The 26,118-nt window shown below is 72.4% G+C and carries 23 protein-coding genes; 6 read left to right on the top strand and 17 right to left on the bottom strand.

Annotated elements, in window-relative coordinates; genetic code table 11:
• On the top strand, positions 1 to 642 hold the full coding sequence (locus VMF70_15310) for a peptidylprolyl isomerase (GenBank protein HTT69391.1): 642 nt from the start codon (positions 1 to 3) through the stop codon (positions 640 to 642).
• A gap of 47 nt (positions 643 to 689) precedes the next feature.
• Here the strand turns inward: VMF70_15310 and VMF70_15305 are convergent, their stop codons facing one another.
• A complete protein-coding gene (locus VMF70_15305; protein ID HTT69390.1) occupies positions 690 to 1,463 on the bottom strand; it encodes an SDR family NAD(P)-dependent oxidoreductase in 774 nt (257 codons plus the stop codon).
• Positions 1,464 to 1,624: 161 nt separating this feature from the next.
• Here VMF70_15305 and VMF70_15300 point away from each other — a divergent pair, with 161 nt between their 5' ends.
• Positions 1,625 to 3,889, top strand: a complete 2,265-nt coding sequence (locus VMF70_15300; GenBank protein ID HTT69389.1) for a bifunctional alpha,alpha-trehalose-phosphate synthase (UDP-forming)/trehalose-phosphatase — start codon at positions 1,625 to 1,627, stop codon at positions 3,887 to 3,889.
• On the top strand, positions 3,886 to 5,718 hold the full coding sequence (locus tag VMF70_15295; protein HTT69388.1) for a glycoside hydrolase family 15 protein: 1,833 nt from the start codon (positions 3,886 to 3,888) through the stop codon (positions 5,716 to 5,718). Before VMF70_15300 ends, VMF70_15295 begins: the two co-directional genes overlap by 4 nt.
• 79 nt (positions 5,719 to 5,797) lie before the next feature.
• Here the strand turns inward: VMF70_15295 and VMF70_15290 are convergent, their stop codons facing one another.
• From VMF70_15290 to VMF70_15280, 3 genes are read right to left on the bottom strand one after another with little or no spacing between them, the layout of a single operon-like run.
• On the bottom strand, positions 5,798 to 6,337 hold the full coding sequence (locus tag VMF70_15290; GenBank protein ID HTT69387.1) for a DUF2911 domain-containing protein: 540 nt from the start codon (positions 6,335 to 6,337) through the stop codon (positions 5,798 to 5,800).
• A 23-nt stretch (positions 6,338 to 6,360) separates the two neighbouring features.
• On the bottom strand, positions 6,361 to 7,074 hold the full coding sequence (locus VMF70_15285; protein HTT69386.1) for a molybdopterin-dependent oxidoreductase: 714 nt from the start codon (positions 7,072 to 7,074) through the stop codon (positions 6,361 to 6,363).
• Complete coding sequence (locus VMF70_15280) at positions 7,067 to 8,044, bottom strand: cytochrome b/b6 domain-containing protein (protein ID HTT69385.1); 978 nt, start codon at positions 8,042 to 8,044, stop codon at positions 7,067 to 7,069. Before VMF70_15280 ends, VMF70_15285 begins: the two co-directional genes overlap by 8 nt.
• Positions 8,045 to 8,256: 212 nt before the next feature.
• On the opposite strand from VMF70_15280, the gene VMF70_15275 reads away from it, so the two are divergent.
• Positions 8,257 to 9,486, top strand: coding sequence for a cation:proton antiporter (locus VMF70_15275; protein ID HTT69384.1), 1,230 nt, complete (start codon positions 8,257 to 8,259; stop codon positions 9,484 to 9,486).
• 102 nt (positions 9,487 to 9,588) lie between these two features.
• On the opposite strand, the gene VMF70_15270 is transcribed toward VMF70_15275, so the two are convergent.
• From VMF70_15270 to VMF70_15220, 11 genes are all read right to left on the bottom strand, one after another.
• Positions 9,589 to 10,221 (bottom strand): OmpA family protein, encoded by a 633-nt coding sequence (locus VMF70_15270; protein ID HTT69383.1) that lies wholly within the window; start codon positions 10,219 to 10,221, stop codon positions 9,589 to 9,591.
• Position 10,222: 1 nt separating this feature from the next.
• A complete protein-coding gene (locus VMF70_15265; protein ID HTT69382.1) occupies positions 10,223 to 10,825 on the bottom strand; it encodes a MarR family transcriptional regulator in 603 nt (200 codons plus the stop codon).
• Between the two features lie 143 nt (positions 10,826 to 10,968).
• The gene (locus VMF70_15260) at positions 10,969 to 11,661 is read right to left on the bottom strand and encodes a response regulator (GenBank protein ID HTT69381.1); all 693 of its coding nucleotides are present in this window, start codon (positions 11,659 to 11,661) and stop codon (positions 10,969 to 10,971) included.
• A 29-nt stretch (positions 11,662 to 11,690) separates the two neighbouring features.
• Entirely contained in the window at positions 11,691 to 14,384 is a 2,694-nt protein-coding gene (locus tag VMF70_15255) for a sensor histidine kinase KdpD (protein HTT69380.1), read from the bottom strand.
• A gap of 51 nt (positions 14,385 to 14,435) precedes the next feature.
• The gene (locus tag VMF70_15250) at positions 14,436 to 15,041 is read right to left on the bottom strand and encodes a GNAT family N-acetyltransferase (GenBank protein ID HTT69379.1); all 606 of its coding nucleotides are present in this window, start codon (positions 15,039 to 15,041) and stop codon (positions 14,436 to 14,438) included.
• Between the two features lie 185 nt (positions 15,042 to 15,226).
• The gene (locus VMF70_15245; GenBank protein ID HTT69378.1) at positions 15,227 to 16,612 is read right to left on the bottom strand and encodes an outer membrane beta-barrel protein; all 1,386 of its coding nucleotides are present in this window, start codon (positions 16,610 to 16,612) and stop codon (positions 15,227 to 15,229) included.
• A gap of 74 nt (positions 16,613 to 16,686) precedes the next feature.
• A complete protein-coding gene (kdpC, locus tag VMF70_15240; protein ID HTT69377.1) occupies positions 16,687 to 17,280 on the bottom strand; it encodes a potassium-transporting ATPase subunit KdpC in 594 nt (197 codons plus the stop codon).
• Between the two features lie 2 nt (positions 17,281 to 17,282).
• Positions 17,283 to 19,328 (bottom strand): potassium-transporting ATPase subunit KdpB, encoded by a 2,046-nt coding sequence (kdpB, locus tag VMF70_15235; GenBank protein ID HTT69376.1) that lies wholly within the window; start codon positions 19,326 to 19,328, stop codon positions 17,283 to 17,285.
• Positions 19,329 to 21,044: a potassium-transporting ATPase subunit KdpA gene (kdpA, locus tag VMF70_15230; protein HTT69375.1), complete on the bottom strand. Its 1,716-nt coding sequence runs from the start codon at positions 21,042 to 21,044 to the stop codon at positions 19,329 to 19,331. It abuts the gene before it with no gap.
• A gap of 34 nt (positions 21,045 to 21,078) precedes the next feature.
• Positions 21,079 to 21,168 carry a K(+)-transporting ATPase subunit F gene (gene kdpF / locus VMF70_15225; protein ID HTT69374.1) on the bottom strand — a complete coding sequence of 30 codons (90 nt, stop codon included), beginning with the start codon at positions 21,166 to 21,168 and terminating at the stop codon, positions 21,079 to 21,081.
• A gap of 194 nt (positions 21,169 to 21,362) precedes the next feature.
• Positions 21,363 to 22,445 (bottom strand): hypothetical protein, encoded by a 1,083-nt coding sequence (locus VMF70_15220; GenBank protein ID HTT69373.1) that lies wholly within the window; start codon positions 22,443 to 22,445, stop codon positions 21,363 to 21,365.
• 209 nt (positions 22,446 to 22,654) lie between these two features.
• On the opposite strand from VMF70_15220, the gene VMF70_15215 reads away from it, so the two are divergent.
• Positions 22,655 to 23,428: a class III extradiol ring-cleavage dioxygenase gene (locus tag VMF70_15215; GenBank protein HTT69372.1), complete on the top strand. Its 774-nt coding sequence runs from the start codon at positions 22,655 to 22,657 to the stop codon at positions 23,426 to 23,428.
• A 4-nt stretch (positions 23,429 to 23,432) separates the two neighbouring features.
• Here the strand turns inward: VMF70_15215 and VMF70_15210 are convergent, their stop codons facing one another.
• Positions 23,433 to 23,834: a hypothetical protein gene (locus VMF70_15210; GenBank protein HTT69371.1), complete on the bottom strand. Its 402-nt coding sequence runs from the start codon at positions 23,832 to 23,834 to the stop codon at positions 23,433 to 23,435.
• 65 nt (positions 23,835 to 23,899) lie between these two features.
• Between VMF70_15210 and VMF70_15205 the strand changes: the two genes are divergently transcribed.
• Entirely contained in the window at positions 23,900 to 25,168 is a 1,269-nt protein-coding gene (locus VMF70_15205) for a DUF445 domain-containing protein (protein HTT69370.1), read from the top strand.
• 82 nt (positions 25,169 to 25,250) lie between these two features.
• Here VMF70_15205 and VMF70_15200 read toward each other — a convergent pair whose 3' ends face one another.
• Positions 25,251 to 25,940 carry a DUF5602 domain-containing protein gene (locus tag VMF70_15200; GenBank protein HTT69369.1) on the bottom strand — a complete coding sequence of 230 codons (690 nt, stop codon included), beginning with the start codon at positions 25,938 to 25,940 and terminating at the stop codon, positions 25,251 to 25,253.
• Positions 25,941 to 26,118: the final 178 nt, after the last annotated feature.

Here is a 26,118-nt window from a genome sequence, read left to right as displayed (position 1 = left end):
GTGATCGAGATCCGCAGGACCCTTTCCGTTGTCGCGCTCGCGGCCGCCGGCTTCGCGGCCGTCGCCTGCCACAAGCCCGGGCCCCAAACCGCGGCCGGGGTGCCGGCGGCCCAGGGCGCCGCCGGCGACTCGCTGCCGGTGGTGGTCCTCGAGACGACCAAGGGCCGCATCGTCATCCAGCTCGACCGCAACCGGGCGCCCAAGACCGTGGAGAACTTCCTGAACCACGTGAACGCCCACTTCTACGACGGGCTGGTGTTCCACCGCGTGATCCGGGGCTTCATGATCCAGGCGGGGGTGCTCACGGCCGCCGGCATGGAGAAGACGTCGAACGCGCAGCCGGTGCCCAACGAGGCGGACAACGGGCTCAAGAACGTGCGCGGCGCAGTGGCCCTGGCGCGCACCTACGACCCGCAGAGCGGCGGCGTGCAGTTCTTCATCAACGTGGTGGACAATCCGCCGCTCGACTTCACGGCCAGGACGGTGGCCGGCTGGGGGTACGCGGTGTTCGGGCACGTGACGGAGGGGATGGACGTCGCGGACCGGATCTCGGCGGTGCCGACGACGCGCCAGGGGAGCTACGAGAATCTGCCGGTGGAGCCGGTGGTGATGACCCGGGTGTATGTGCAGGAAGCAAAGTGAGAGGTGAGGGGTGAGGGGTGAGAGGCGACGGCGTGACGCCTCACTTCTCACCTCTCACGATCTATCACGCTGACACTTCTCTGCGCCGCCGGCACGATGATGAGATCCAGGACGTTGACGTGCTCGGGGACGCCCACCACGTAGGCCACCGCGTCCGCGACGTCGTCCGGGGATAGCGGCCGGAAGCCCTCGTACACCTGCTTCGCCCGGGCAGCGTCGCCGTCGAACCGCGCCAGGGCGAACTCCGTCTCCACGTGGCCCGGGTCCACGCTCGAGACCCGCACCCGGGTGCCGGCCAGGTCGAGATTCATCCCCTCGGTGAGCGCCTTGACCCCGAACTTGGTCGCGTTGTAGACGTTGCCGCCCTGGTAGACCTGGTGGCCCGCGGTGCTCCCGATGTTCACGACGTGGCCGGTGCCGCGCCGCACCATCAGCGGCAGCACCGCGCGCGACACGTTGAGCAGCCCCTTGAGATTGGTGTCGATCATCCGGTCCCAGTGGTCCGGATCGCCCTCGTGCAGCTTGGCGAACCCCGCGGCGAGCCCCGCGTTGTTGAGCAGAATGTCCGGTACCCGGCCCGCGGCCGCCAGCGCGCCCACCGCCCGGTCCACCGCGCCGCGGTCGCGCACGTCCACCGCCGCCACCTCGACGCGGACCCCGTGCGCCTTCTCCAGCTCCGCGGCGGCCCGCTCGAGCCGTTCCCGGCGGCGGGCCCACAGAACGAGCTGCGCCCCGTCGGCCGCGAAACGGCGGGCGCAGGAGAGGCCGATGCCGGAGCTGGCACCGGTGACGAGCGCGAGCTTGCCGTGGATGCGGGTCATGGGACCTGAATGGTACACCGGCCCCCGGTCCGCCGGAACGACGCGGAGCCCCCGTCGGTACCAGTCCGGAGGCAGGCCGTTCCGCCCGCCGCCCCCCGCGGGTCAGTAACGAGTAGCCCTCACGCCCGTTCAGGACCCGTTCGTGCCTCGCGGGAGGTCCCATGACCGCTCCGTCGCTGCTCGCCACGCCCGCTCCCGCTCCCCCCGAGGCGCCGTCCGCGCGGCGGCTCGTGGTGGTGAGCAACCGCCTGCCGTTCCAGGTCGAGCGGGAAGCGGGGCAGGTGCACTTCACCCGCTCGCCCGGGGGCCTGGTGGCGGCGCTCGAGCCGGTGCTCGAGCAGCGGGGAGGCGTGTGGATCGGGTGGCCCGGCGTGCCGCGCGAAGAGGCGGGACCGGGCGGCGTGCCGCTGCCGGCGACCGGCCGGCTGACCTACCGGCAGGTCGCGCTCACCGGCGCGGAGATCGCGCAGTACTACGCCGGCTTCGCCAACCGCACGCTGTGGCCCCTGTTCCACTACTTCCTCGGGCACACCCAGATCGACGGTGCCACCTGGCGCGCCTACGAGCGCGTGAACGAGCGGTTCGCGCAGCTGGCGGCGGCCGAGCAGCCGGACGCGCCGCTGTTCTGGATCCACGACTATCAGCTGCTGCGGGTGCCGCACCACCTCCGGCGGCTGGCGCCGGCCGCCCGGATCGCCTTCTTCCTGCACATCCCCTTCCCGGCGACCGACGTGTTCCGGGTGCTGCCGTGGTCGCGCAGCCTGCTGCGGGGGGTGCTGGCCTGCGACCTCGTGGGCTTCCACGTGCCCGCCTACGTGAACCACTTCCTCACCTGTGCCGAGCGGCTGCTGGGCTGCGAGGTGGACCGCACCGCGGGCGTGGTGCGGTTCGAGGGACGGACGGTGTCGGTGCAGGCGCATCCGATCGGCATCGACGTGGCCCTGATCGAATCGCTGGCGCGCGGCCCGAACGGTGCGCCGCGTCCCCCGGCCGGCGAGCGGGTGGCCGAGATCCTCGGCGTGGACCGCCTCGACTACACCAAGGGCATCCACGAGCGGCTGCTCGCGGTGGAGCGGCTGCTCGAGCGCTACCCGGCGTACCGCCGACGGGTGCGGTTCACGCAGGTGATGGTGCCGAGCCGGGAGCGGGTCGCCGAGTACTCGGATCTCAAGCGCCAGATCGACGAGGCGGTCGGCCGGATCAACGGGCGGTTCTCGGAGGCCGGCTGGACCCCGGTGCACTACCTGGTGCGCTCGCTCCCGCCGGCCGAGCTGGTGCCGCTGTACCGGCACGCCGACGTCGCGCTGCTCACCCCGCTCAGGGACGGGATGAACCTGGTCGCGAAGGAGTACGCCGCGGCGCAGCTCGAGGACGACGGCGTGCTGATCCTCTCGGAGATGGCCGGTGCCGCCGACGAGCTGCAGGAGGCGCTGCTGGTGAATCCGTTCGACGTCGAGGCGGTCGCCGACGCCCTGCACCGCGCGCTCGCGATGTCGCAGGACGAGCGGCGGGCGCGCATGTCGGCGCTGCGCGACCGGGTCCGCGCCAACGACGTGCATGCCTGGGTGGACCGCTTCGTCGCGGCCGCCGAGGCCGCCGCGGACCGTTCCCGGGCCTCGGTGGCGTCGCCGGCGGACGCGGCGCGCCGCCGCCTCGCCCCGTGGCTGTCGGAGCGGCCGGCCGTGGCGCTGTTCCTGGACTACGACGGCACCCTCACGCCGCTGGTGCCGCGGCCCGAGGACGCCACGCTCTCGGAGGCGGCGCGGGCCACGCTCGAGCAGGCGGCCCGCACGCCGAACCTCGACACGGTCGTCGTCTCCGGGCGCTCGCTCGCCGACGTCCGGCAGCTGGTGGGCATCGCGGGCCTGACCTACGTGGGCAACCACGGCTTCGAGATCGAGGGGCCGGGGATCTCCTTCCGCCACGACCGCACCGACCGCTTCCTCGCGGCCCTGGAGCGGGCGGCCGCCGCGCTGGAGGAGCTGCGGATCCCGGGCGCGCAGGTGGAGCGGAAGGGCATCACCCTGAGCTGCCATCTCCGCGGGGTGCCGCCGGAGGAGCGGGAGCATGCCGAGCAGCTGGTGGAGTCGGTGCTGCGCCGCCAGCGGCTGCGCGTGACCCTCGGGCACGAGGTGCTCGAGGCGCGGCCCGGCATCGACTGGCACAAGGGCCGCGCGGTGCTCCACGTGCTGGTGCGGCGCCACGGCGCCGACTGGCCCTCGCGCGTGCGCGCGCTCTACATCGGCGACGACGTGACCGACGAGGACGCGTTCCGCTCGCTCCGCGGCATCGGGCGGTCGATCTGCGTGACCAGCACGCACTTCCCGACGGCGACGGCGTCGGACCTCGATCTGCCCGACCCCGACGCGGTGTTGCAGCTGCTGCGCTGGCTCGCGGCGGGCGGCTTCGCGCAGCCCGCGACATGAGCGGGACGCCGGCGGCGGCGTACCCCGCGATCGGCGACTATGCCGTCATCGGCGATCTCCACACGGCGGCCCTGGTGGGCCGCAACGGCTCGGTGGACTGGTGGTGCGCCCCGCGGTTCGACTCCCCCAGCGTCTTCGGCGCGCTGCTCGACGCCGCCCACGGCGGGCGCTGGAGCATCGCGCCCCGCGGATCGTGGACCAGCGAGCAGCGCTACCTGCTCGCGACCAACGTCCTGGTGACCACCTTCCACACCGAGAGCGGGGGCATCGTCGCGGTCACGGACTTCATGCCGGTGGCCGGCGCCCGCCACCGCTCCAGCGAGATCCACCGCCGCGTCAGCTGTCCCCGGGGCGCGGTGGAGATGGAGGTGGTGTTCGCGCCGCGATTCGATTACGGCGCGCTCAAGGTGGAGCTGATGGTACGCCGCCACGGCGTCCTGGCCACCGACGTCGAGGACGACGTCGCCACCCTCGCCGCCCCGCCGGACATCACCTGGCAGGTCGAGGAGGGGTGCGCGGTCGCGCACCTGGCGCTCCGGGCCGGCGAGGCGGCGTGGTTCGTCCTCCGCCACGACGACGACGAGGTCCACCCCGTCGAGGACTACTGCTCCGACGAGAAGCTCGACGCCACGGCGCGCTGGTGGGACGAGTGGCTCGCCCGGCTCGACTACCGCGGGCCCTACCGGCAGGAGGTCGAGCGCAGCGCCCTGGTGCTGAAGCTGTGCAGCTACGAGCCGAGCGGTGCGATCATCGCCGCGCCCACGACGTCGCTCCCCGAGACCCCGGGCGGCGAGCGCAACTGGGACTACCGGTACGTCTGGCTGCGCGACGCGGCGTTCGTCCTCTACGGCCTCGAGCGGTTGGGCCTGCTGTCGGAGGTGGACGGGTTCCTCCGCTTCCTCAAGCGCGTATCCCGGCGCTCCGACGGCCGGCACCTGCAGATCATGTACGGCGTGGACGGCCGGCGCGACCTTCCCGAGGAGACGATCCCGCGGCTCGACGGCTACCGCGGCGCGCGGCCCGTGCGCGTGGGCAACGCGGCCGCCGGCCAGTTCCAGCTCGATGTCTACGGGGAGCTGCTCGAGACCGTGGCCCTGTGGTACCGCCGCGGGCCCGTGACCGAGGGATTGTGGAAGGTGCTGCGCCAGCTCGTGGACTGGACGGCGACCCACTGGCGCGAGCCGGACTTCAGCATCTGGGAGGCGCGCGGCGAGCCGAAGCACTACGTGTTCAGCAAGGTGATGGCCTGGGCGGCCCTCGACCGCGGGGCCCGCATCGCCACCCGACTGCAGCTCCCCGCCGTCGCGGACGCGTGGCGGCGCGAGGCGCGGGCCGTGCACGCCGCGGTGCTCGAGCGCGGCTGGGACCCGGGCCGCCGCGCCTTCGTCCAGGCGTTCGGCGAGCCGCAGCTCGACGCCGCGGTGCTGATCATCCCCAACATCGGCTTTCTGCGCCGCAGCGACCCACGCGTCCGCAGCACGCTCGAGGCGGTGCGGCGCGAGCTGGCCTCGCCCTGCGAGGACCTGATCTACCGCTACCGCGCTCCCGACGGCCTCACCGGCGGCGAGGGCACGTTCGTGGCGTGCAGCTTCTGGGTGGTGCAGAACCTCGCGATGGTCGGCGAATTCGCGGAGGCGGAGCGGCTGTTCCGCCACCTGCTGCGGCGCGCCAACCACGTGGGCCTGCTGGCGGAGGAGATCGACCCCGCCTCCGGCGAGCAGCTCGGCAACTTCCCGCAGGCGCTCTCCCACGCGGCATTGCTTGGCACGGCGTATTTGCTGGAGCGGCTGCGGCCGGGTGGGGCGAGCCCGGCTTCGGGGGCGACCTAGACTGGCGGTGGGGGGCAGGTGGTGGGTCGTGGTACTCGCCACCACCACCGACCACCCACGACCTGCCAACAGCCGTGTCTCACGGCGTGGTGCGGATGTGGATCGGTACCACCATCTCGCCCCAGTGGAGCCTGAGGATCGCCGAATCGGGCGCCACGACCGGGAAGTAGAAGGCGAGGGCGTCCATGTGGCTGCCCGTCTCCGGCGTCACCTCGACCCGCAGGGCGTCCTGGCTCTCGCCGGGATACGGGAAGTGGAAGACGTGGACCGCGCGACTGAACACGATCGTCCACCGGTCGGGCCGCGGGATGGTCCACAGGGTGTAGGCGCCGCCCGCGAGCGCGCGCCCCTCGATCAGCACGTCGCGGCTGAAGGTGATGGTGGTCGCCGAATCGGCGCCCGGGTGCCAGATCTCGTTCCACCGCGCGACGCCCTGCTCGCCGAACAGCTTGCGCCCGCGCGCCACCGGCCGGTTGTACTCGATCGCGATGTCGGTGGTGCCCACGCGCTGGCTCACGGTCGCGCGCTGGCTGAACGGGATGCCCTGGGCCGCGGCCGGCGGCGAGGTCAGCAGGAGCGCCGCCACGAGTGCGGCGGCCCACACCCTTACACCCGACACCCGACACCCGCCTTCATCTCGACTCACAACCCTCCGTACCACGGATACCCCTGATCCTCCCAGTAGCCGCCCGGCCGCGTGTCCGTGAATTCCACCGCCACCAGGTACTTGGTGTTCTTGTAGCCGAGCTTGGTCGGCGAGTACAGCCGGAGCGGCGCACCGTGGTCCGGCATCAGCGGGCGGTCGTTGTAGGCGTACGCCAGGATCGTCTGCGGGTGCATCGCCGAGGCCAGGTCCCACCCGTTGCTGTAACCGTTGTCGAAGGAACGGAAGCTGACGTAGCGCGCCGACGGCAGCGGCTCCGCCATCTCCGCCAGCGCCCGGAACGGCACGCCCGCCCAGGTCGCGATCGCGGTCCATCCCTCCACGCAGTGGTGCTTGACGGTGTACGACAGCCGCGGCATCGCGACCAGCTGGCCGATGGCCAGGGCCGCGGGGCGGCGCACCAGGCCGCCGACGCGGAGCCGCCACGCGGCGGGATCGCGCAGCAGCGGCACGGCGTCGCTGACGTAGTAGCCGGGGAACTCCGAATCCGCGGTCCGGCGCGCCGGCGCGTACTCGCGCGCCAGGCGCGAGGAGGAGAACAGCCGCGCGCTCACCCAGTCGTTGACGCCCGACCAGGCCAGCAGGGGCGGCCTCAGCGCCCGGCCACCGTCCCAGCCGCACGCGGCGCCGAGCGCCGAGGCTCCGGCCGCGGCCGCACCCAGGAGGAACCGCCGGCGATCGAGATCAGTCATGGCTCGGGAACCTCCCGCGGTACCATCCGGTGATCATCGCGGGCAGCGACGCCACGTCCACCGCGAACACCAGGACGACGTGCACGACGATGAAGGCGACGAACAGCCAGACCGCGACGAAGTGCCAGTAGCGCGCCAGCTCGTAGCCGCCGAACAATCCGGTGAGCCACCACAGCTGCACCGGCTTCCACAGCGCCAGCCCCGTCAGCACCGACACCATCCCCAGCACGACGATGAAGCTGTACGCTCCCTTCTGGAGCGCGTTGTGCTTCCCCTGCGGCGGGTGCTCGCGCCTGAGGTGGAGGTAGTACTTCTGCATCTCGATGGCGGGGCCCACGTCGCGGGGCCGGAACAGCAGCGACCGCCATTCGCCCGAGACGACCAGGTAGCCGAGGTAGAGGAGGCCGTTCAGCACCAGCGGCCACATCAGGAAGAAGTGCCAGTTCAGGCCGCCGGCGAGCCATCCGCCGAGGCGGGCCCACCGCGGCACCGCGTGCGAGTCCAGCGGATTCGGCAGCGGGAGCCTGGTGCCGCGGATGCCGAAGCGCGGGTACGCGTCGTAGATCTGGAGCCCGCTGGCCACCATCCCGATCAGCACCACCGTGTTCACCCAGTGGGTGACGCGCACGATCCAGTGATGGCGGCGCACGGGAACGCGCGCCGCGGCGGTGGCGGCCCGCGACTCCCGGGTCTCGGGGAGCGGCGGCTCGACCTCCCCGGCCGCTGCGGTGTCGGCCTCCGTCTCGGCGAGTGCTGCCGCCGCCGTCCCGGCCGCCGGTGAAGACCCGGCAGCGTCCGTCGCGGCGGCGCCGGCGTCGGCGGGCAATTCGGGAGCGTGATCCGACGCGACGGCGCTCGGCTCCGGCTCCGGGCCGCTCGCAGGCGGCGCGCCGGACGGCGGTGGCGATTCGCCTTCGGCGGACGGCGGCGGCGCGCCGCCCTCTTCGGAGGGCGTGGTCGGGTCGGTCATGGGATGACGGGTAGATAAGGCCCCCACGCCGGCGCATCAAGGGCGACCGATCGGGCCGGTCGCCTTGCGCCGTTCCGACGCGCGAGCGAACATCTCCTCCGCCACCGCCGCCACGTCCGGAGCGAACGATCCACCTTCCCCTGCTCGTCCCCACCCTGGCCCTCCCGGTCGCGCCGTTCGTCGGCGGCGACCCGGTCACCTCGGTCGCGCCGGTGCTGCTCGCGCTGGCGGCGATTCTCGCCGCCGCCAAGCTCGGCGGCGACCTCGCGGTCCGCGTCGGCCAGCCCGCCGTGCTCGGCGAGCTGATGGCGGGCGTCGTCCTCGGCAACCTGGATCTGGCCGGCGTCGGCTGGTTCCGCTCGCTGACCGGCGACGCGTCCATCGGGATGCTCGCCCAGCTCGGCGTGCTGATCCTGCTGTTCGAGGTCGGGCTCGAATCCACGGTGCGCGAGATGCTGAAGGTGGGCGCGACGGCCGCGGCGGTCGCCTGCCTGGGCGTCGCGGCGCCGTTCGCCCTGGGGTGGGGCGTCGGCGCGCTGCTGCTGCCGGGTCACAGCGCCTACTCCCACGCGTTCCTCGGTGCGACCCTCACCGCGACCAGCGTCGGCATCACGGCGCGGGTCCTGAAGGACCTCGGGAAGACGCGGGCCGCCGAGGCGCGCATCATCCTCGGCGCCGCGGTGATCGACGACGTGCTCGGGCTGGTGATTCTCGCGGTCGTCGCCGGCGTCATCGAGGCCGCGAACCGGGGCACCACCCTGTCCCCGGCCGCCGCAGCGATGGTGGTGGCCAAGGCCGCCACGTTCCTCGTGGGCTCGCTCGCCCTCGGCGTGGCACTGTCGCCGTGGCTGTTCCGGGTCGCCGCGCGCCTGCGGGCGCCCGGCGTGCTGCTCGCGACCGCGCTGGTGCTGTGCTTCGTGTTCGCCGGGCTGGCGGCCGAGGTCGGGCTCGCGCCCATCGTGGGCGCGTACGCGGCCGGTCTGATCCTCGAGGACGTGCACTGGAACGCCTTCACGAGCCGCGGCGAGCGCAGCGTGCGCGAGCTGGTGCAGCCGGTGGCGTCGTTCCTGGTGCCGGTGTTCTTCGTGCTGATGGGCATGCGGGTCGAGCTGCGGGCCTTCGCCCAGCCCGCCGGCCTCGGGCTCGCGCTGCTGCTGACCCTGGCGGCGATCGCCGGCAAGCAGGCCTGCGCGCTGGGCGCCTGGGGCTGGCGAATGGACCGGCTCTCGGTGGGCCTGGGGATGATCCCGCGCGGCGAGGTGGGCCTGATTTTCGCCAGCATCGGCCTGGGGCTCACCCTGCACGGCGAGCGGATCGTGGACGAGCGGATCTACACGGCCGTGGTGATCATGGTCATCGTCACCACGCTGGTGACGCCGCCGGCGCTGAAGTGGAGCCTGGGGCGCGGCGCGCGGAGCCGGGTCTCGGACGGAGGCGCCTGACCGCCGAGCGCCGGCGGCGGCCGTGAGAAGCCCCGCCACCCGGCTCGGGCGGCGGGGCTTGGGCATCACCTAGCCGAGACGCGACGCCCCGCGCCGCGGGCGCTAGCGCACGCCGCGCGTCACCACGAAGTCGTCGCGGCGGTTCTTCTGCCACGCGTCCTCGTCGTGACCGCTGTCCAGCGGACGCTCCTTGCCGTAGGAGATGATCGTGATCCGGCCGTCGGCGATGCCGTGCGCCGTCAGCCACCGCTTGGCCGCGGCGGCGCGCCGCTCACCCAACGCCAGGTTGTACTCGTCCGAGCCGCGCTCGTCGCAGTTCCCCGCGACCTGGATCAGCAGCTGCGGGTGGACCTGCAGGATGCCCAGCTTCTGCTGGAGCAGGCTGAGGTCGTTCGCCTTCAGGTCGGCCCGATTGTAGTCGAAGTGCACCCGCTCGGCCAGCATCGTCGCGTCCGCCGCGTCGAGCCCCGTGTTGGTCACGTCCTTCGCCGAATCCACCGTCTCGCGCATCACGGCCGCGCGGACGGAGTCGGCGTGCGACTCGGCCTTCTGCGCCCGGGCGATCGAGTCGGCCCGCGCCATCGCCAGCATCGAATCCCGGTGCATCTGCTCGCGCAGCTCGTCCGTGGCCGTCGGCGCCGGCGGCGCCACCGCGACCGGCTTGGGGTTCCGGCTGCACGCCGCCAGCAGGGCCACCGCCCCGGCCGCCGCCAATCTGCCTGCTCTCGGTATCATGCTACGACCTCCGCTCGTGGGTGGACTTGGTCCTCCTTGTACCCCGCCCGCGACCGGAGTGCCGTGCGGCGTTCCGGTCCCGCCCCGCGCGCCGGAGCCGCCCGCCGGAGCGCTCCGCCCGCTCCTCCTCGAACAGCATCAGCGGCTCCAGCGTCGCCACCCCGAGCTCGGCGGTGAACCGCTCGAACAGGCGCGCGAAGCGGGCAAGCTGGCCGGGAGGGAACCGCCGCAGGGCCGTCACCATCCGGTGCTGCGCGGACTCCGGCGCCCGCGCCAGGGCCCGCCGGCCCGCCGGCGTGAGCGTCAGGACGATGCTGCGCCCGTCGGCCGCCGACCGGTGCCGACGCACCAGCCCCCGCTCCACCAGCCGGCTCACGACCACCGACACCGAGCTCTTGTGGGTCAGGGTGCGCGTGGCCAGGTCGTTGAGCGACAGGGCCGGCGCGTCCGCCAGCCGCTCGAGCACGAAGTGCTGCGCCCCGCTGATGCCCAGCCCGGCCTCCGCCGCCTGCGCGGCGGCGCGGAACGCGCGCACCGTGCGGCGCAGCGAGTTCAGGACGGAGCGGGCATGCCGGACCTGCGCCCCGGCCGGGCGGGCTCCCATGCCATCACATTAGTTGGGAATATAACCATACGCAAGGCGTCGCCCGGCCGGGCCGGATCGCGACCGCGGCCGCCGGCGCGCGCCGGCGGCGCTGCAGCGCAGCTTCGGCCTCCCGCAGGGCCGCCGGGCGTTCCCCGCCCCGGCTACTCCACCTTCAGCCGGTATCCCACCCCGGATTCCGTCACCAGGTACTTCGGCCGCGACGGATCGTCCTCCAGCTTGTGGCGGAGCTGCGTCATGTACACGCGGACGTAGTGGGTGTGCTCCACGGCGTTCGGGCCCCACACCTCCTTCAGCAGCAGCCGGTGGGTGAGCACCTTGCCCGCGTGGCGCACCAGCGTGGCGAGCAGCTTGTACTCGATCGGGGTGAGATGGACCTCCCGCTCCCGGCGGAACACCAGCCGCGCGCCGAGGTCCACCTTGAGGTCGCCCACGACGAACACCGGCTCCGCGCCGCCGTCCTCGGCGACGTGGCGCAGCGCCACCCGCAGGCGGGCCAGCAGCTCCCCCAGGCCGAACGGCTTGGTGAGGTAGTCGTCGGCGCCAGCGTCGAGCGCCGCGATCTTGTCCTGCTCCCGGCCCCGGGCCGAGATCACGATGACCGGGACGCGGGACCACTCGCGCACCCGCCGGGTCAGCTCGATCCCGTCCATGTCGGGCAGCCCGAGGTCGAGCAGGATCACGTCGGGGTTGCGGCCCGCGGCCTGGGCGAGCCCCTCGCGGGCCGTGACGGCCTCGACCAGGCGGTAGTCGTGGGCTTCCAGCGACGCCTTGAGGAAGCGTCGCATCTGGGCCTCGTCCTCGATCACCAGCACCGTCGGCGCGACGTCGCTCATCGCATCCCGCGGTCGGGGGTCGGCAGAAGCTAACTCGCCTCGGCCTCGGCGGGAACGCTCGCGGGCGGATTGCCGGCGAGCGGGATGGTGAAGCGGAACACGGCGCCGCCGCCCGGGCGGTTCTCGGCCCACATCCGGCCGCCGTGTGCGGTCACGATGCCCCGGCAGATGGTGAGTCCCAACCCCACCCCGGCGACCGACGTGGCGCCGGCGACCCGGTAGAACTTGTCGAAGATTCGGGTCTCCTCCCCGGCCGGAAGACCCGGGCCGTGGTCGGCGACCTCGACGACCACCGCGGCATCGCTCGCGGCGGCCGAGATCTCGATCGGCGTGCCGGGCGGGGTGTACTTGGCCGCGTTCTCCAGCAGGTTCACCAGCACCTGCTCGACCAGCAGCCCGTCCATGTACAGCAGCGGCAGGTCCGGCGGGAGCGCGACCGTGACCGGATGCTCGCGCAGCCGCTGCTCGAGCCGGATGAGCGCCACGCCCACCACCTCCTCCAGCGGCTGCCATTCCTTCTGCACCTCCAGCGCGCCGCTCTCCACCCGGATCATGTCGAGCAGGTTCCCGATCAGCCGGTTCATGCGCGTGGATTCCTCGAGGATGGCCTGGACGAGGTCGCGCCGCGCCGCCTCCGAGAGGGCGCCGCCGTCCTCCAGCAGGCTGCTCGCCGCGCCCGTGATGGCGCCGAGCGGCGTGCGCATGTCGTGCGACAGGCTGCTCAGCAGCGCCGTGCGCAGCCGCTCGGCTTCCGCCGTGACCTGCTCGCGCTGCGCCTGCTCGGCCAGCAGCGCCCGCTCCAGCGCCCCGGCGGCCTGCGCCGCGAAGGCCTCGAGCAGGTGCACCAGCGCCGGATCCTGGAGCCGCCGCGGGTCGTCCGGCCGCACCCCCATGACGCCGATGGTGCCCGCCGATCCCTCCAGCGGCACGTAGCGCGCCCGGGCCGCCGGCAGCGTGTCCGTGCCGATGCCCGCCGGCTGCCGGTGATCGAACACCCACTGCGCGACGCTGCGCTCCTTCTCGTCCATCGGATACGCGGACCCGGCCCCGACCGGGATCTCCACCCGCCCGGCCTCGTTCGGCAGGAGGACCTGCACCTGCGCCCCGAGGGCGCTGGCCAGGTGCCGCTCCGCCGCGGCCACCAGCTCCCCGCGTCCCCGGGTGGCGGCCAGGTCCCGGCTCATGGCGTACAGCGTCGCCGTGTCGCCCTCGCGGGCCCGCGCGGTCTCCGCCTGCGCGCGGATCCGGAGCGTGAGCGCGCTCATCACCAGCGCGATCACCAGCATCACCGCGAAGGTCACGACGTAGCGGACGTCCGACACGGCGAACGTGTGGTACGGCGGCACGAAGAAGTAGTCGAACAGCGCGATGCTGAGCAGCGCGGCGGAGAGCGACGGTCCGCGGCCGTAGCGGGACGCCACCAGCACCACGCCGAGCAGGTAGACCATCGCCACGTCCGTGACCGACAGGAGCCGGAACACGAGGGCCGCCAGCGCCGTGGCCACGGCCACGATGAGGCCGGCCCGCAGGTACTCGCCGGCCGGCGAGCGGCGGCCGCCGCCCGCGCGGCGCCGGGGCCGCGCCGAGACGTCGCCGCTGATGGCGTACACGTCCACGTCGCCGCTCCCCCGCACCAGCTGGTCGAGCGTGGAGCCGTACAGCTTGTCGCGCCAGCGCGGATGCGTCGGCTTGCCGATCACGATCTTGGTGACGTTGTGCTGGCGGGCGTACTCCAGGATCGCGTCGGCGGCGCTCTGGCCGCTGAGCGAGGCGGTCACGGCGCCGAGCGACTCGGCCAGCCGGAGATTGCCCAGCAGGGCGTCGCGGTCCCCGGGCGACACCCGCTCGCCGGGGCGCTCCACGTGCACGACCCGCCACTCGCACTTCAGGCCGGTGGCCATGCGCTTGCCCGCCCGCACCAGCCGCGCGCCGTCCGGGTTCGGCCCGATGCACACCAGCAGCCGATCGCCGGCCGGCCAGGTCGAGTGAATGCCGGCATCCCGCATGTAGCCGCGCATCTGCGCGTCCACCCGCTCGGCCGCGCGCCGCAGCGTCAGCTCGCGCAGCGCGATCAGGTTCCCCTTGCGGAAGAACCGCTCGATGGCCGCCGCGGCCTGCTCCGGCACGTAGACCCTGCCCTGCCTCAACCGCGCCAGCAGGTCGTCGGCCGACAGGTCGGCCAGCTCGATCTCGTCCGCCTGGTCGAACACGGCGTCGGGCAGCGTCTCGCGCACCGTGACCCGGGTGATCTGGGCCACCACGTCGTTGAGACTCTCGATGTGCTGGACGTTCAGCGTGCTGTAGACGTCGATGCCCGCGGCCAGCAGCTCTTCCACGTCCTGCCAGCGCTTGGCGTGGCGCGAGCCGGGAGCATTGGAGTGGGCCAGCTCGTCCACCAGCAGGAGGCCGGGATGGCGCGCCAGCGCGGCGTCGAGATCGAACTCCTGGAGCGTGATGCCGTGGTACTCGACGCTGCGCCGCGGCAGCGTCGGCAGGCCCTCCAGCAGCGCGGCGGTCTCGGGCCGGCCGTGGGTCTCGACCACGCCGACCACGACGTCCACCCCCTCCTTCGCCCGGGCCCGCGCCGCCTCCAGCATCGCGTAGGTCTTGCCCACGCCGGGCGAGGCGCCGAAGAAGATCTTGAGGCGCCCGAGGCCGGCCTCCCGCTCCTCCTCGCGCAGCCTGGCGAGCAGGGCTTCAGGATCGGGGCGGCCGTCGCTCATGGGTATGGTCCTCAGCCGGGGAACCCGAGGTCGGTGCGGTGCGGCGGGCCGTCAGCGGCCGTCGTGCCGGGGCCGGGCGGCGGCCCGGCCGCGCCGCAGCCGGCGCGGCGGGAGCAGCTCCGCCTCGCCCGGCACCTTCTTGGCGAGGAAGACCGCGGCATCCAGCCGGTAGAAGTTGCGGGACCGGTAGAAGTGGAGCGCCGTCTCGTTGTTCTCCGCCACCTCGAGGACGAGGTGGGTGCAGCCCCGCACCCGCGCCAGGTGGTCCAGCTGCTCGAGGATGAAGCCGCCGATGCCGCGCCCCTGGTACGACGGGTGAACGGCCAGCTCGTCCACGAACAGCGGGCGCATCTCCCGCTTCTCGAAGTAGGCCTCGTTGATCCAGTTGTCGGCGCCGGCGACCCCGAAGGCGCATTCGGCGTACCCGACGATCTCCGCGCCCGACTCCGCGACCAGCTCGAAGAGGAGCTGTTCGACCGACTCGTCCTCGTACACGTCCAGGAAGTGCCGCTTGAGGCGGGGCCGCTGGTACTCGACCGTCTCGCGGTTGACGTCCCGGAACGTCCGCTTCAGGAACTCCCACACGCGGTTGAGGTCCCGGCGGTGGATCCGGCGGACCCGCAGCTGGAGGTCTCCCAGTCGTTTGTCACTCGCCATTGGGCGTCGCCTGGCCGGCACGGGGAGCCCGGCGCGGTCCGCTCGGGTGTGAGCGGAGCCCCCGCGGCGGTTCCCCGCCCGGCGTGACCGGACCGGCATTAAGGTATATCGGTCACGGCGCCGGCCGATATGGAGGAGGCGGTTACGCCCGCCGCGCCGCGGACCGCCGGCCCTGGCCCGGCCGCTCAGAGCTTGACCAGCACCGCGCAGTTGATCCGGTTCTCCGTGTTCCTGAGGTCCGGCGCCCAGTTGCTGACGCTCGAGCCCGGCGCGCCCTGGTTGCCGCCCGGAGGCGTGACCCCGCCCGGCCCGGCGAAGTAGGGCACGCTGGCGTGGCGGTGGTCGAACTCCATCCGGAAGGTCACGAACTGGTCGGGCATATAATCCAGCGTGACCGAGGCGTCCCAGGCGGTGAACTGGTCCCCCGGATTCTCCGTGAAGTACGGCGTCCCCGAAAACGCGGTCGCCCCGTTGATGGGCGGCATCAGCACCAGGTAGCGCCCCGGGTTGGTCATCGCGCCGCCGCCCAGGGTCACGGCGTAGATGTCCTTCGCGAACCAGAAGCGGTTGTAGAACATGAACCCGAGGAAGGCCTGCTTCGGACCCAGGGCCGTGCCGGTGCAGCTCACGCCCCCGCCGTTCTCGCAGCCCGCGTCCACCGTGAGCGAGAACGCCCCCTTGTCGGGGAAGCTCCCGGGCCGGTCGAGGTACTTGAGCTGCACGCTGTTGTCGCTGTGCACCCGCGCCCGTCCCGGAATGCCGAGCCAGTCGTAGCCGTAGTAGCTGTTGGACAGCACCGACACCGATCCGTTCGGCCGCCACAGCACCTGCAGGCCGAGGCCCGGCACCTGGTTGAACATGCCGTACGACTGCCAGCCGTTGATGAGCCACGGCTCGATCTTCAGCTTGTCGCTCGGGAAGATCTGGACCCGCATCCCGTTGAAGAACCAGGGGGTGTTGCTCGAGACATAGGAGGGCTGGTACGCCCAGTTGTCGAAGTTGTAATAGCCGAACAGCCCCACGTACGACATGAAGATGCCGGCCTCGAAGTTGATCCCGTTCCACTTGTTCCAGTGGTAGCCGCCGTACGCCTCCGAGATGTAGCGGTACGCGTCGGCCAGGTCCCACTGGCCCCGCGCGGGGCTGGCGTCGTTGCGCGGCGTCATCGTCGAGTACATGCCGAACTGGGTCATCAGCCGGCCGATCGCGTGCTCGGTGTGGAAGTCGCCGCCGACGCCGAGCTGCTGCACCTGGACCTCGCCGGTGCGCCCGCTTTCGCTGGTGCCGACCAGCGTATGGTCGGCCGGACGGTTGAAGTCCCCGATGTACGAGGCGTCGAGCCGGAACTCACCCGTGAAGTACTTCGAGTCGAGCACCGACACGGTCTGCCGCGGGTTGCCCTGCAGCCAGGTGAAATCGGCGAAGGCGAACGGAGCCCTGGCCGGCGTGGTGTCGGCCGCGGGCGCGCCCGGGTGGGTGGTGTCGCCCGCCGCGGCGGCCTGGGCCGACGCGCTCCTGGCCAGGAACGAAGCGAAACCGACGGTGAACAGCAGCACGATGGACGGACGCATGGTGCGTGTCTCCGGTGATGGCAGTGGGCGCCCGCGGCTCGTTGCGCCGCCGACACCAGTCTTGGACGTGGGAATCAGTGGGGTGACGACGTTCCGCCGAGGCTGTCGAGGGCCAGGTTGAGCCACAGGACGTTGACGCGGGGCTCGCCGAAGACGCCGAGCATACGGCCTTCCGTGTGCCGGTCCACCAGCGCGCGCACCTGCGCCTCCGTCAGCCCGCGCGCGCGGGCCACGCGCGGCACCTGCAGCTGGGCGCTGGCCGGCGAGATGTGCGGATCGAGCCCCGAGGCCGACGAGGTGACGAGGTCGGACGGGATCTGCCCCTTCACCACGTGGTCCAGCTTCACGGCGCTGTCCACGGCCTGCACGATCAGCGTGTCGGCCAGCTTCGCGCTCGTGGGCCCCAGGTTGGTGCCGCCCGACAGGGTGTCGTCGTAGCCGCTGCCGGCCGCCGAAGGCCGCGCGTGGAAGTAGCGGGCGCTCGCGAACGTCTGCCCGATCAGGAGGCTCCCCACCACGTGCCCGTCCACCGTGACCAGCGAGCCGTTGGCCTGGCGCGGGAACAGGAGCTGGGAGATCGCGGTGACGGCGCCGGGGTAGACGAGCCCCGTGATCACCATCAGCGCCAGGGTGACCACGATCGCGGGCCGGAGCTGGTTCTTGAGCATGGCTACGCCAGATGGAGCAGGGTGAGGAGCACGTCCAGGGCCTTGATTCCGGCGAACGGGATCAGGATCCCGCCGACGCCGTAGATCCACAGGTTGCGGCGCAGGATGTCGGCCGCGGGGGCCGGGCGCCACCGCACGCCCCTCAGGGCCAGCGGAATCAGCGCGATGATGATGAGCGCGTTGAACACCACGGCCGAGAGAATCGCCGACTGTGCCGAGTGCAGGCGCATCACGTTGAGCGCCTGGAGCGCGGGGTAGGTCGCGAGGAACATCGCGGGGATGATCGCGAAGTACTTCGCCACGTCGTTGGCGATCGAGAAGGTGGTCAGGGCGCCGCGGGTGATCAGCAGCTGCTTCCCGATCTCCACCACCTCGATGAGCTTGGTCGGGTTGGAGTCGAGGTCGATCAGGTTCCCGGCTTCCTTGGCCGCCTGGGTGCCGGTGTTCATCGCCACCGCGACGTCCGCCTGGGCGAGAGCCGGCGCGTCGTTGGTGCCGTCGCCGGTCATGGCGACCAGGCGGCCGCCGGCCTGCTCGCGCTTGATCAGCGCCATCTTGTCCTCGGGCTTGGCCTGGGCCAGGAAGTCGTCCACGCCCGCCTCGGCCGCCACCGCCGCGGCCGTCAGGGGATTGTCGCCGGTGATCATCACCGTCTTGATCCCCATCCGCCGCAGCTCGGCGAACCGCTCCTTGATGCCGCCCTTCACGATGTCCTTGAGGTGGATCACGCCCAGGGCGCGGGCGCCTTCGGCCACCACCAGCGGGGTGCCGCCCTCGCGGGCGATCGCCTCGACGGAGGCGCGGATCCCCGGCGGCGTCGCGCCGCCCTGCTCGCTCACGAACGCCTCGATGGCGTCGGAGGCGCCCTTGCGGATCCGCCGCCCGTCGACGTTGACCCCGCTGACGCGGGTCTGGGCGCTGAACGGGATGAAGCTGGCCCCGAGACCGGTGATGTCGCGCTCCCGCAGGCCGAAGCCGGTCTTGGCGAGCACCACGATGCTGCGGCCTTCCGGCGTCTCGTCCGCCAGCGAGGCCAGCTGTGCGGCGTCGGCCAGCGCCTCGCCCGCGACGCCGTCGGCGGGGATGAAGGCCACCGCCTGGCGGTTGCCCAGGGTGATCGTGCCCGTCTTGTCCAGGAGCAGCGTGTCCACGTCGCCCGCCGCCTCGACCGCGCGGCCGCTCATCGCGATCACGTTGTGCTGGATCATCCGGTCCATCCCGGCGATGCCGATGGCGGAGAGCAGCCCGCCGATCGTGGTCGGGATGAGGCAGACCAGGAGCGCGACCAGGATCGGGATGGTCACCGCGCCACCCGAGTAGATGGCGAACGGCTGCAGCGTCACCACGGCCAGGAGGAAGACGATCGTGAGGCCCGACAGCAGGATGATCAGCGCGATCTCGTTGGGCGTCTTCTGCCGCTTCGCGCCCTCCACCAGCCCGATCATGCGGTCGAGGAACGTCTCGCCGGGGTTGGCCGTGATGCGCACGACGAGCCAGTCCGACAGGACCTTGGTGCCGCCGGTGACGGCCGAGCGGTCCCCGCCCGACTCGCGGATCACGGGCGCCGACTCGCCGGTGATGGCCGACTCGTCCACCGAGGCCACGCCTTCGATCACCTCGCCGTCGCCCGGGATCAGGTCACCCGGCTGGCACAGCACCACGTCGCCGCGCCTGAGCTCACCGGCCCACACGCTCAGGACCTTGGTGCGGTCCCGGGGGTCGCTCAGCTTCTTGGCGAGCGTCTGGCTGCGCGACCGGCGGAGCGTGTCGGCCTGGGCCTTGCCGCGTCCCTCGGCCATCGCCTCGGCGAAGTTCGCGAACACCACCGTGAACCACAGCCACAGCGCGATCTGGAGCGTGAAGCCGATCCCGCCACGCCCCTCCGCGAGGTCGCGGATCAGGACCAGCGTCGTCAGCACGCTGCCGACCAGAACCACGAACATCACCGGGTTCCGGACCATGTGCCGGGGATCGAGCTTCGCGAACGCATCGCGGACCGCGCGGCGCACGATGGGTGGATCGAACAGCGGGCGCTTGACGGTCGCCATCTAGAACAGCCTCCCGGCACCCATCAGCAGGTGCTCGACCAGCGGGCCCAGCGAGAGCGCCGGGAAGAAGGTGAGCGCGCCCACGATCAGGATCACGCCCACCAGCAGCGCGACGAACAGGGGCGACGTGACCGGGAACGTCCCCGCCGACGCCGGCACGATCCGGCGCTCCGACAGGAAGCCGGCGAGCGCGAGCGCCGGCACCATCATGGCGAACCGCCCGAACAGCGTGCCCAGCCCCAGCATCGTGTTGTAGTAGTAGGTGGTGCCCGTCAGCCCGGCGAAGGCGCTGCCGTTGTTGCCGGTGACCGACGTGAAGGCGTAGAGGATCTCGCTGAGGCCGTGCGGGCCCGCGTTGTTGAGCCCCTTGAGCCCCGCCGGCAGGACCGCCGACACGGCGGTGAACAGCAGGATGACGGCGGGGAAGATCAGCACGTACAGCATCGCCATGCGAACTTCGCGGCTCTGGATCTTCTTCCCGAGGTACTCCGGCGTGCGGCCGACCATGAGGCCGGCGATGAACACCGTGAGCACCGCCATGACCAGCATGCCGTAGAGCCCCGACCCGACGCCGCCGAAGATCAGCTCGCCGAGCTGGATGTTGACCAGAGGCACCATCCCGCCGATCGGCGTGAACGAGTCGTGCATGCTGTTGACCGCGCCGCACGAGGCGTCGGTGGTCACGGTGGCGTAGAGGGCGGAGCTGGCGATGCCGAACCGCACCTCCTTGCCCTCCATGTTGCCGCCGGGGTTCGTGGCCGACGCCACGACGTCCACGCCGCGGGCGGCGTGAATCGGGTTGCCGCGCGCCTCCGCCCAGTACGCCGTGGTCACGCCGGCCGCGAACAGCACGAACATCGCCGCCCACAGCGCCCAGCCGTGCCGCTGGTTCTTCACCATCCGGCCGAACATGTAGGTGAGGCCGGCGGGCACGATGAAGATCGCGAGCGTGCTGAGGAAGTTCGTCCACGGCGTCGGATTCTCGAACGGATGCGCGGCGTTCGCGTTGAAGAACCCGCCGCCGTTGGTGCCGAGCTGCTTGATGGCCTCCTGGCTCGCCACCGGCCCCATCGCCAGCACCTGCTTCGCGCCCTCGAGCGTGGTGGCCGTGACGTAGGCATGGAGGTTCTGGATCACGCCCTGCTGCACGAACAGCAGCGCCAGCAGGAACGACAGCGGCAGGAACAGGTACAGCGTGCCGCGCACCAGGTCCGCCCAGAAGTTGCCGATGCGGCCGGCCGAGCGGCGCGAGATCCCGCGGGCCAGCGCCACGGCGGCGGCCACCCCGCACCCGGCGGACGTGAAGTTGTGGAAGGCCAGCTGCATCGCCTGCGAGAGGTAGCTCATCACCGTCTCGCCGGAGTACGACTGCCAGTTGGTGTTGGTGGTGAACGAGGCGGCGGTTTCGAAGGCCTGGCGGTCCGTCACCGCGACGCGGTGGAACGGATTCAGCGGCAGGTGCGCCTGGAGCCGCAGCGCCACGTAGGTCACCAGCATCGAGACGGCGCTGAAGACCAGCAGCCCCGCCGCGTAGCGGGTCCAGTGCTGCTCCTCGGCCGGATCGATGCCGCACAGGCGGTAGATCACCCGCTCTACCGGCGCGAGCCAGCGCAGCGAACCGTCGTACACCCGCAGGATGTAGATGCCCACGGGCTTGGTGACGGCGAGCACCGCCGCCGCGAAGAGCAGGATCTGCAGCCAGCCGTTCAGGGTCATGGGGTCGCCGGGTCCGACACGGGCGCGGGCCCGCTCAGAATTTCTCGGGCTTGAGCAGCGTGTACACGAGGTAGACGAGCAGCAGGACCGACACGAGCCCCGCGATCACGGTCTCGGCGCTCACGGCCGCTGCTCCTCGCCGGTGCCGTCCTTCCCGAGCCGCTCGCAGCCCACCACGTAGGCGAGCATCAGGCCGAAGAAGGCCAGCGTGACGACGATGTAGACGAGGTCGAGCATGCGTGGAGGCTAGACGGTGCGGCGTCAAAACGGGGTCAGGAAACCCCGGCGGGACATCAAGAAGTCATCAAGATCGGCCGGCTAGCGCTCCCACCACAGCGCCGGGTCCCGGAACCGGTGCGTGGGCGCCGGCAGCGACAGCGTGAGCGTCGCCCCCTCGCCCGCGACCGAGGTGACCGTGAGGGTGCCGCCGAATGCGGTCTCCACCACGCGGCGGGCGTCGGCCACCGCGCTCTGCCCGTCCACCACCTCCGCCCCCGGCGCGGACACGACGAGCCGCACCACCGGGCCGACGTTCTCGAGCGAGACCGTCACGGCCCCGACGCGCCCCTGCAGCCCCCGCACCGCCAGCTTCAGCATCGACGCGACGGCCATGCGCAGACTGTCGGCGCTGCCCGGCACCGAGACCACGTAGGCCAGGGTCTTGAGCTCGATCGAGGCCCCGCGGAGCGCGGCCTGCGGCCGCTCCGCGTCCACGCACGACCACACCACCTGCACGACGTCGAACTCCCCGCCGTGCTCCAGGACCGCGCGTGCCCGGTCGTGCACGGTGCGCACCAGCGAGACGGCCTGCTCGAGCGCCCGGCCCGCCGCCCGGAGGTCCTCGATCAGCCGCGCGCGCCCTTCCTCGTCGGTTGGCACCGCTTCGGCGAGCACGGCGCCGCTCCGCACCACCGCCGTCCGCGCCACCGCCAGCGGCCCGCCGATGTCCTGGGCGAAGCTGCCGAGCTGCTCCATGAAGCGCTCGAACAGGTCCAGGTCGGCCGGCATCCCCTCGCCCAGGACGCGCGCGCTGAGCCCCAGGCACAGGCCCGCCAGCTCCAGCGCCAGCCGCTCCCGGCTGCGCCGCTCGCGATCGACCGGCGGCGGATCCGGCACGCTGTCGCGGACCGGCGCCACGCACCACTGCTGGTCGGCCATGCGGCCCGCCACCCAGCGGCTGCCGGGCGGCGCGGGCATCGCCAGGTGGGTGACCGCCACCTTCACCTCCGGCGTCACCTCCCAGGCCTGCGCCTCGGTCCCGTTGCTGGCGAGCGGCCTCAGCGAGCCCGCGTCCTCCACCACCCACACGCCCACCATCCGCCCGTTCAGGGCGGCGCCGGCACGGCGCAACACTTCGACGGTCCACCGGGACTGTTGCTCGCTCGCCCCCGGATCGGTCATGCCGGCACTCCCGTCGCCTGGGCCCGCCTCCGGCCCCGAGATACTCCCCACCGCACGGCCCGGCCACCCGTGTGGCGGGCCGCTTCACGCAGGCCGCTCAAATATCCCACGGAAACCCGGGGCAGCAAGGCCCTCGGGACGCCGGGCGCCTCCCCGTGCCTGGGCGGTTATCCTTCTCCATCTACCGTTCTGCCGTGGAGGAGTCGTCCATGCCCGACCGCGTGCCGGCCATCTTCCTCGCCCACGGATCGCCGTTCCTGCTCGACGATCAGGAGTGGATCGCCCAGCTCCGCCAGTGGGCCGGGGCGATGCCCCGCCCCCGCGCCGTGCTGATGCTCTCCGCGCACTGGGAGCAGAAGCCCATCACCCTCGGGGCGACCCGACCCGTGCCCCTCGTCTACGACTTCTACGGCTTTCCCGAGAAATACTACCAGGTCGCGTACCCGGCGCCTCCGGCGCCCGACCTGGCCCGGCGGCTGCGCGAGCTGCTGGGGCGCACGCAGCCGGTCATCGAGTCCGACCGGGGCCTCGACCACGGCGCCTACGTGCCGCTGATCGCGATGTACCCGGCTGCCGACGTGCCCGTGCTGCAGGTGTCGCTCCCGAACCTCGATCCCACCACGCTGTTCGAGCTCGGCCGGGCGCTGGCGCCGCTGCGCCACGAGGGCGTGCTGATCGTGGGCAGCGGGTTCCTCACCCACAACCTGCGCGCGATGGACATGTCGCCCGGCGCCGGGACTCCCGCGTGGGCCGCGGAGTTCGACGCCTGGGCCGCCGACGTCCTGGCGCGGCAGGACGTGGACACGCTGCTCGACTACCGCCGGCGCGCCCCCGCCGTGCGGATGGCGCTGCCGACGCACGAGCACTTCGTGCCCGTCATCGCGGCGGCGGGCAGCGCGGCCGGGGAGCCCGGGCCCGTGACCTTCCCGATCACCGGGTACAACTTCGGGTCGCTGACCAAGCGGTCGGTGCAGTTCGGATGACCGCCTAGCGGTCCGGGAGCCGGTCCGCCAGGTCGGCGACCTCTCGCAGCATCGCGACGATCTCGTCCACCCGCGGATCGAGCTCGCGCCCCAGCTCGGGGTGGACGCGCCCGTACGCCTTGAGGTGCCGCGACTTGACGTCCTCCATGCTGCTCGCCCACACCTCCGCGGTGGCCATCACGCGCCGCCGGAGCGGCGGCGCCTGGTGCGCCGGGAGGTCGAGCGAACGGCCCAGCGCGGCCACGGCTTCCGCGAGCCGGCCGATGAGCGCGCGCAGCGACGCGTACGGCTCGCCGGGCCGCTGCAGCTCCGGCCAGCCGGCCAGGTCAGCGCAGTCCTCGGCGAGGAGCCGCAGGTGCGTCGCGACCCGTCGCTGCTGGTTCGCGTTCAGCAGGCCTCGATCCATCCCGGGCTCCCGGTGAACGGGATAAGATACGCCGGGCCGGCGGCGGCGCGTTATCTTGGGGCGCCATGACGACTCCAGCGGCGCTCTGGTCGCGGCCCGACGACGCCGTGCGGCAGGCGCAGCTCGACGCGATGCGGCGCCGGGCCACCGGCCTGCTGGGCGCCGCCGCCGCGATCTTCGCGGCGGCGCGCACCCTGGAGGGCCGCTATCCCTGGCTGGGCTTCGTCCGGGCCACGGCCGAGGCCTCGCTGGTGGGCGGCCTGGCCGACTGGTTCGCCGTCACCGCGCTGTTCCGCCACCCGCTCGGCATCCCGATCCCGCACACGGCCATCGTCGCCACCCGCAAGGAGCGCATCGGCCGGGTGCTCGGCACCTTCGTGCAGAGCCATTTCCTCACCCGCGAGGTGATCGCCGCCAAGCTCCGCGAGGTGCGGCCGGCGGAGCGGGCCGCGCGGTGGCTCAGCCGGGTGGACAACAGCCGGCGCATCGCGCAGCAGGTCGCGAGCGGCGTCGCCCGGACGCTGGACGCGCTGCCCGACGAGGAGATGCGGGCGCTGGTGCAGCAGGGACTCATCGCCCAGCTGCGCGCCACGCGCGTGGCGCCCGCGCTCGGCAAGACCCTGTCGCTGGTGGTGGCCGGCAACCGCCACCAGGAGCTGCTGGACGAGGCCGTCCGGCTCGCCGCCCAGGCCGTGCACGACAACCGCGAGCTGATCCGCGAGCAGGTCAAGGCCGAGAGCCCGTGGTGGGTGCCGGGCGTCGTGGACGACATGCTCTACCAGCGCATCATCGGCGCGATCGAGGCGATGCTCCAGGGCATCGGCGCCGACCCGCACCACGCGCTGCGCGCCGCCTTCGATGCGGCCCTGCGGGACTTCATCGACCGGCTGGAGCACTCCCCCGAGGCGATCGCCCGCGCCGAAGCGCTCAAGGAAGAGTGGCTCGCGGACCCGTCCGTGGCCGAGCTGACCGGCCGCCTCTGGGAGACGACCCGCGATGCCGTGACGCGCTTCGCCACCCGCGCGGACGGCGCCGCGCCCGGCGCCCTGGAGAGCGGCATCGCGGCGTTCGGCGCGGCCCTGCTGGGCAACCAGGCGACGCTGGACGAGATCAACGACGTCGTCATCGACGTCACCGTGTCGGTGGTGGAGCAGTATCGGGACGAGATCGGCGACTTCATCGCGCAGACCGTCGCCGGCTGGGACCCCGCCGCCACCTCGCACCGCTTCGAGCTGGCAGTGGGCCGCGACCTGCAGTTCGTGCGGATCAACGGCACGCTGGTCGGCGGGCTCGTGGGGCTGGCGATCTACACCATCTCGCGGTTCTGGCGCTGACGGCGGTGACGCCGCAAGCGGAAGCCCCGCCCGGATGACCGGGCGGGGCTTCGTGTCTCATCGCCGGACCGGCGGGCGGCCGCTAGCTCGCCGCGCGCGACGCCCGGAACGTGAACTGGTACGCCTGCGCCGCGCTGTCGTAGGTGGCCTCGAACCCGGCCGGCACCTTCAGGCTCGCCGGTGCTCCCGGCACGGCCGGCACGTCGAGCGAGAAGCTGCGCCGCGCGAGCAGCGTCGAGCGCGTGATCATCGGCTCCACGAAGATCGGCTGCTGGTGGTAGTAACCCACGAGCATCGTCTTCTCGAACAGCGCCGTCGAGCGCAGCTCGGCCGACGGGAGCGAGTGCATCCCCATCCCCGGCACGCAGATGCCGATCAGCCTTCCCACCCCCGGAATGGTCACGTCGGGCAGCTCGTAGGCGGCCGGCAGGGCCGCGGGCTTGGTCGAGTCGGCGCAGTCGATCCTGGCGACGTCGGCCGCGGAGACGTTGTTGAAGTGGATGTCGAAGTGCGGCGTCAGATACGGCCCCGGCGGGTGGCCGTGGGGCTCCCAGAACACGTTCACGTGGTCGTAGCCCGTCGCGGCCTGCACCGCGGCCGGCAGCGCCACCACGAGGTCCGCCTTCGGCGGCCAGACCATCGGCATCTCGGCCGGGGCCTGCTCGATCGACTGGACGGGGATCGTCGCCCCGAACGCCACGACCGTGGTGCCCTGCATCCGGCCCCACGTGCACACGTCCGCGCCGTTGTACGATCGGCATTCGCCCTGCACCACGCGCTCCCTCGTGCACGCGGCCGTTCCGGCCAACAGCAGACCGAGCCCCGCGCCGGCGAGCCGGCGACCTCGCGTTCCTGCCAACGACATGCGTCCCCCTGTGTGAGTGACGGGTGAGATGCGAACGGCCTGGGTGGATTGGCCGCCGAGGTTACCGTAGTATCCCCGACGGCGC

It is taken from the genome of Gemmatimonadales bacterium (assembly GCA_035502185.1).
GTDB lineage: Bacteria > Gemmatimonadota > Gemmatimonadetes > Gemmatimonadales > JACORV01 > Fen-1245.
Note: the sequence above shows the minus strand (reverse complement) of the source record. Positions and strands in the feature narration are given on the sequence as shown.

Excerpts from the sequence above, each read along its gene's own strand:
- VMF70_15305 (HTT69390.1), bottom strand. The coding sequence starts at position 1,463 with ATGACCCGCATCCACGGCAAGCTCGCGCTCGTCACCGGTGCCAGCTCC.
- VMF70_15300 (HTT69389.1), top strand. The coding sequence starts at position 1,625 with ATGACCGCTCCGTCGCTGCTCGCCACGCCCGCTCCCGCTCCCCCCGAG.
- VMF70_15295 (HTT69388.1), top strand. The coding sequence starts at position 3,886 with ATGAGCGGGACGCCGGCGGCGGCGTACCCCGCGATCGGCGACTATGCC.
- VMF70_15285 (HTT69386.1), bottom strand. The coding sequence starts at position 7,074 with ATGACTGATCTCGATCGCCGGCGGTTCCTCCTGGGTGCGGCCGCGGCC.
- VMF70_15280 (HTT69385.1), bottom strand. The coding sequence starts at position 8,044 with ATGACCGACCCGACCACGCCCTCCGAAGAGGGCGGCGCGCCGCCGCCG.
- VMF70_15270 (HTT69383.1), bottom strand. The coding sequence starts at position 10,221 with ATGATACCGAGAGCAGGCAGATTGGCGGCGGCCGGGGCGGTGGCCCTG.
- VMF70_15265 (HTT69382.1), bottom strand. The coding sequence starts at position 10,825 with ATGGGAGCCCGCCCGGCCGGGGCGCAGGTCCGGCATGCCCGCTCCGTC.
- VMF70_15260 (HTT69381.1), bottom strand. The coding sequence starts at position 11,661 with ATGAGCGACGTCGCGCCGACGGTGCTGGTGATCGAGGACGAGGCCCAG.
- VMF70_15255 (HTT69380.1), bottom strand. The coding sequence starts at position 14,384 with ATGAGCGACGGCCGCCCCGATCCTGAAGCCCTGCTCGCCAGGCTGCGC.
- VMF70_15250 (HTT69379.1), bottom strand. The coding sequence starts at position 15,041 with ATGGCGAGTGACAAACGACTGGGAGACCTCCAGCTGCGGGTCCGCCGG.
- VMF70_15245 (HTT69378.1), bottom strand. The coding sequence starts at position 16,612 with ATGCGTCCGTCCATCGTGCTGCTGTTCACCGTCGGTTTCGCTTCGTTC.
- kdpC (HTT69377.1), bottom strand. The coding sequence starts at position 17,280 with ATGCTCAAGAACCAGCTCCGGCCCGCGATCGTGGTCACCCTGGCGCTG.
- kdpB (HTT69376.1), bottom strand. The coding sequence starts at position 19,328 with ATGGCGACCGTCAAGCGCCCGCTGTTCGATCCACCCATCGTGCGCCGC.
- kdpA (HTT69375.1), bottom strand. The coding sequence starts at position 21,044 with ATGACCCTGAACGGCTGGCTGCAGATCCTGCTCTTCGCGGCGGCGGTG.
- VMF70_15220 (HTT69373.1), bottom strand. The coding sequence starts at position 22,445 with ATGACCGATCCGGGGGCGAGCGAGCAACAGTCCCGGTGGACCGTCGAA.
- VMF70_15215 (HTT69372.1), top strand. The coding sequence starts at position 22,655 with ATGCCCGACCGCGTGCCGGCCATCTTCCTCGCCCACGGATCGCCGTTC.
- VMF70_15210 (HTT69371.1), bottom strand. The coding sequence starts at position 23,834 with ATGGATCGAGGCCTGCTGAACGCGAACCAGCAGCGACGGGTCGCGACG.
- VMF70_15205 (HTT69370.1), top strand. The coding sequence starts at position 23,900 with ATGACGACTCCAGCGGCGCTCTGGTCGCGGCCCGACGACGCCGTGCGG.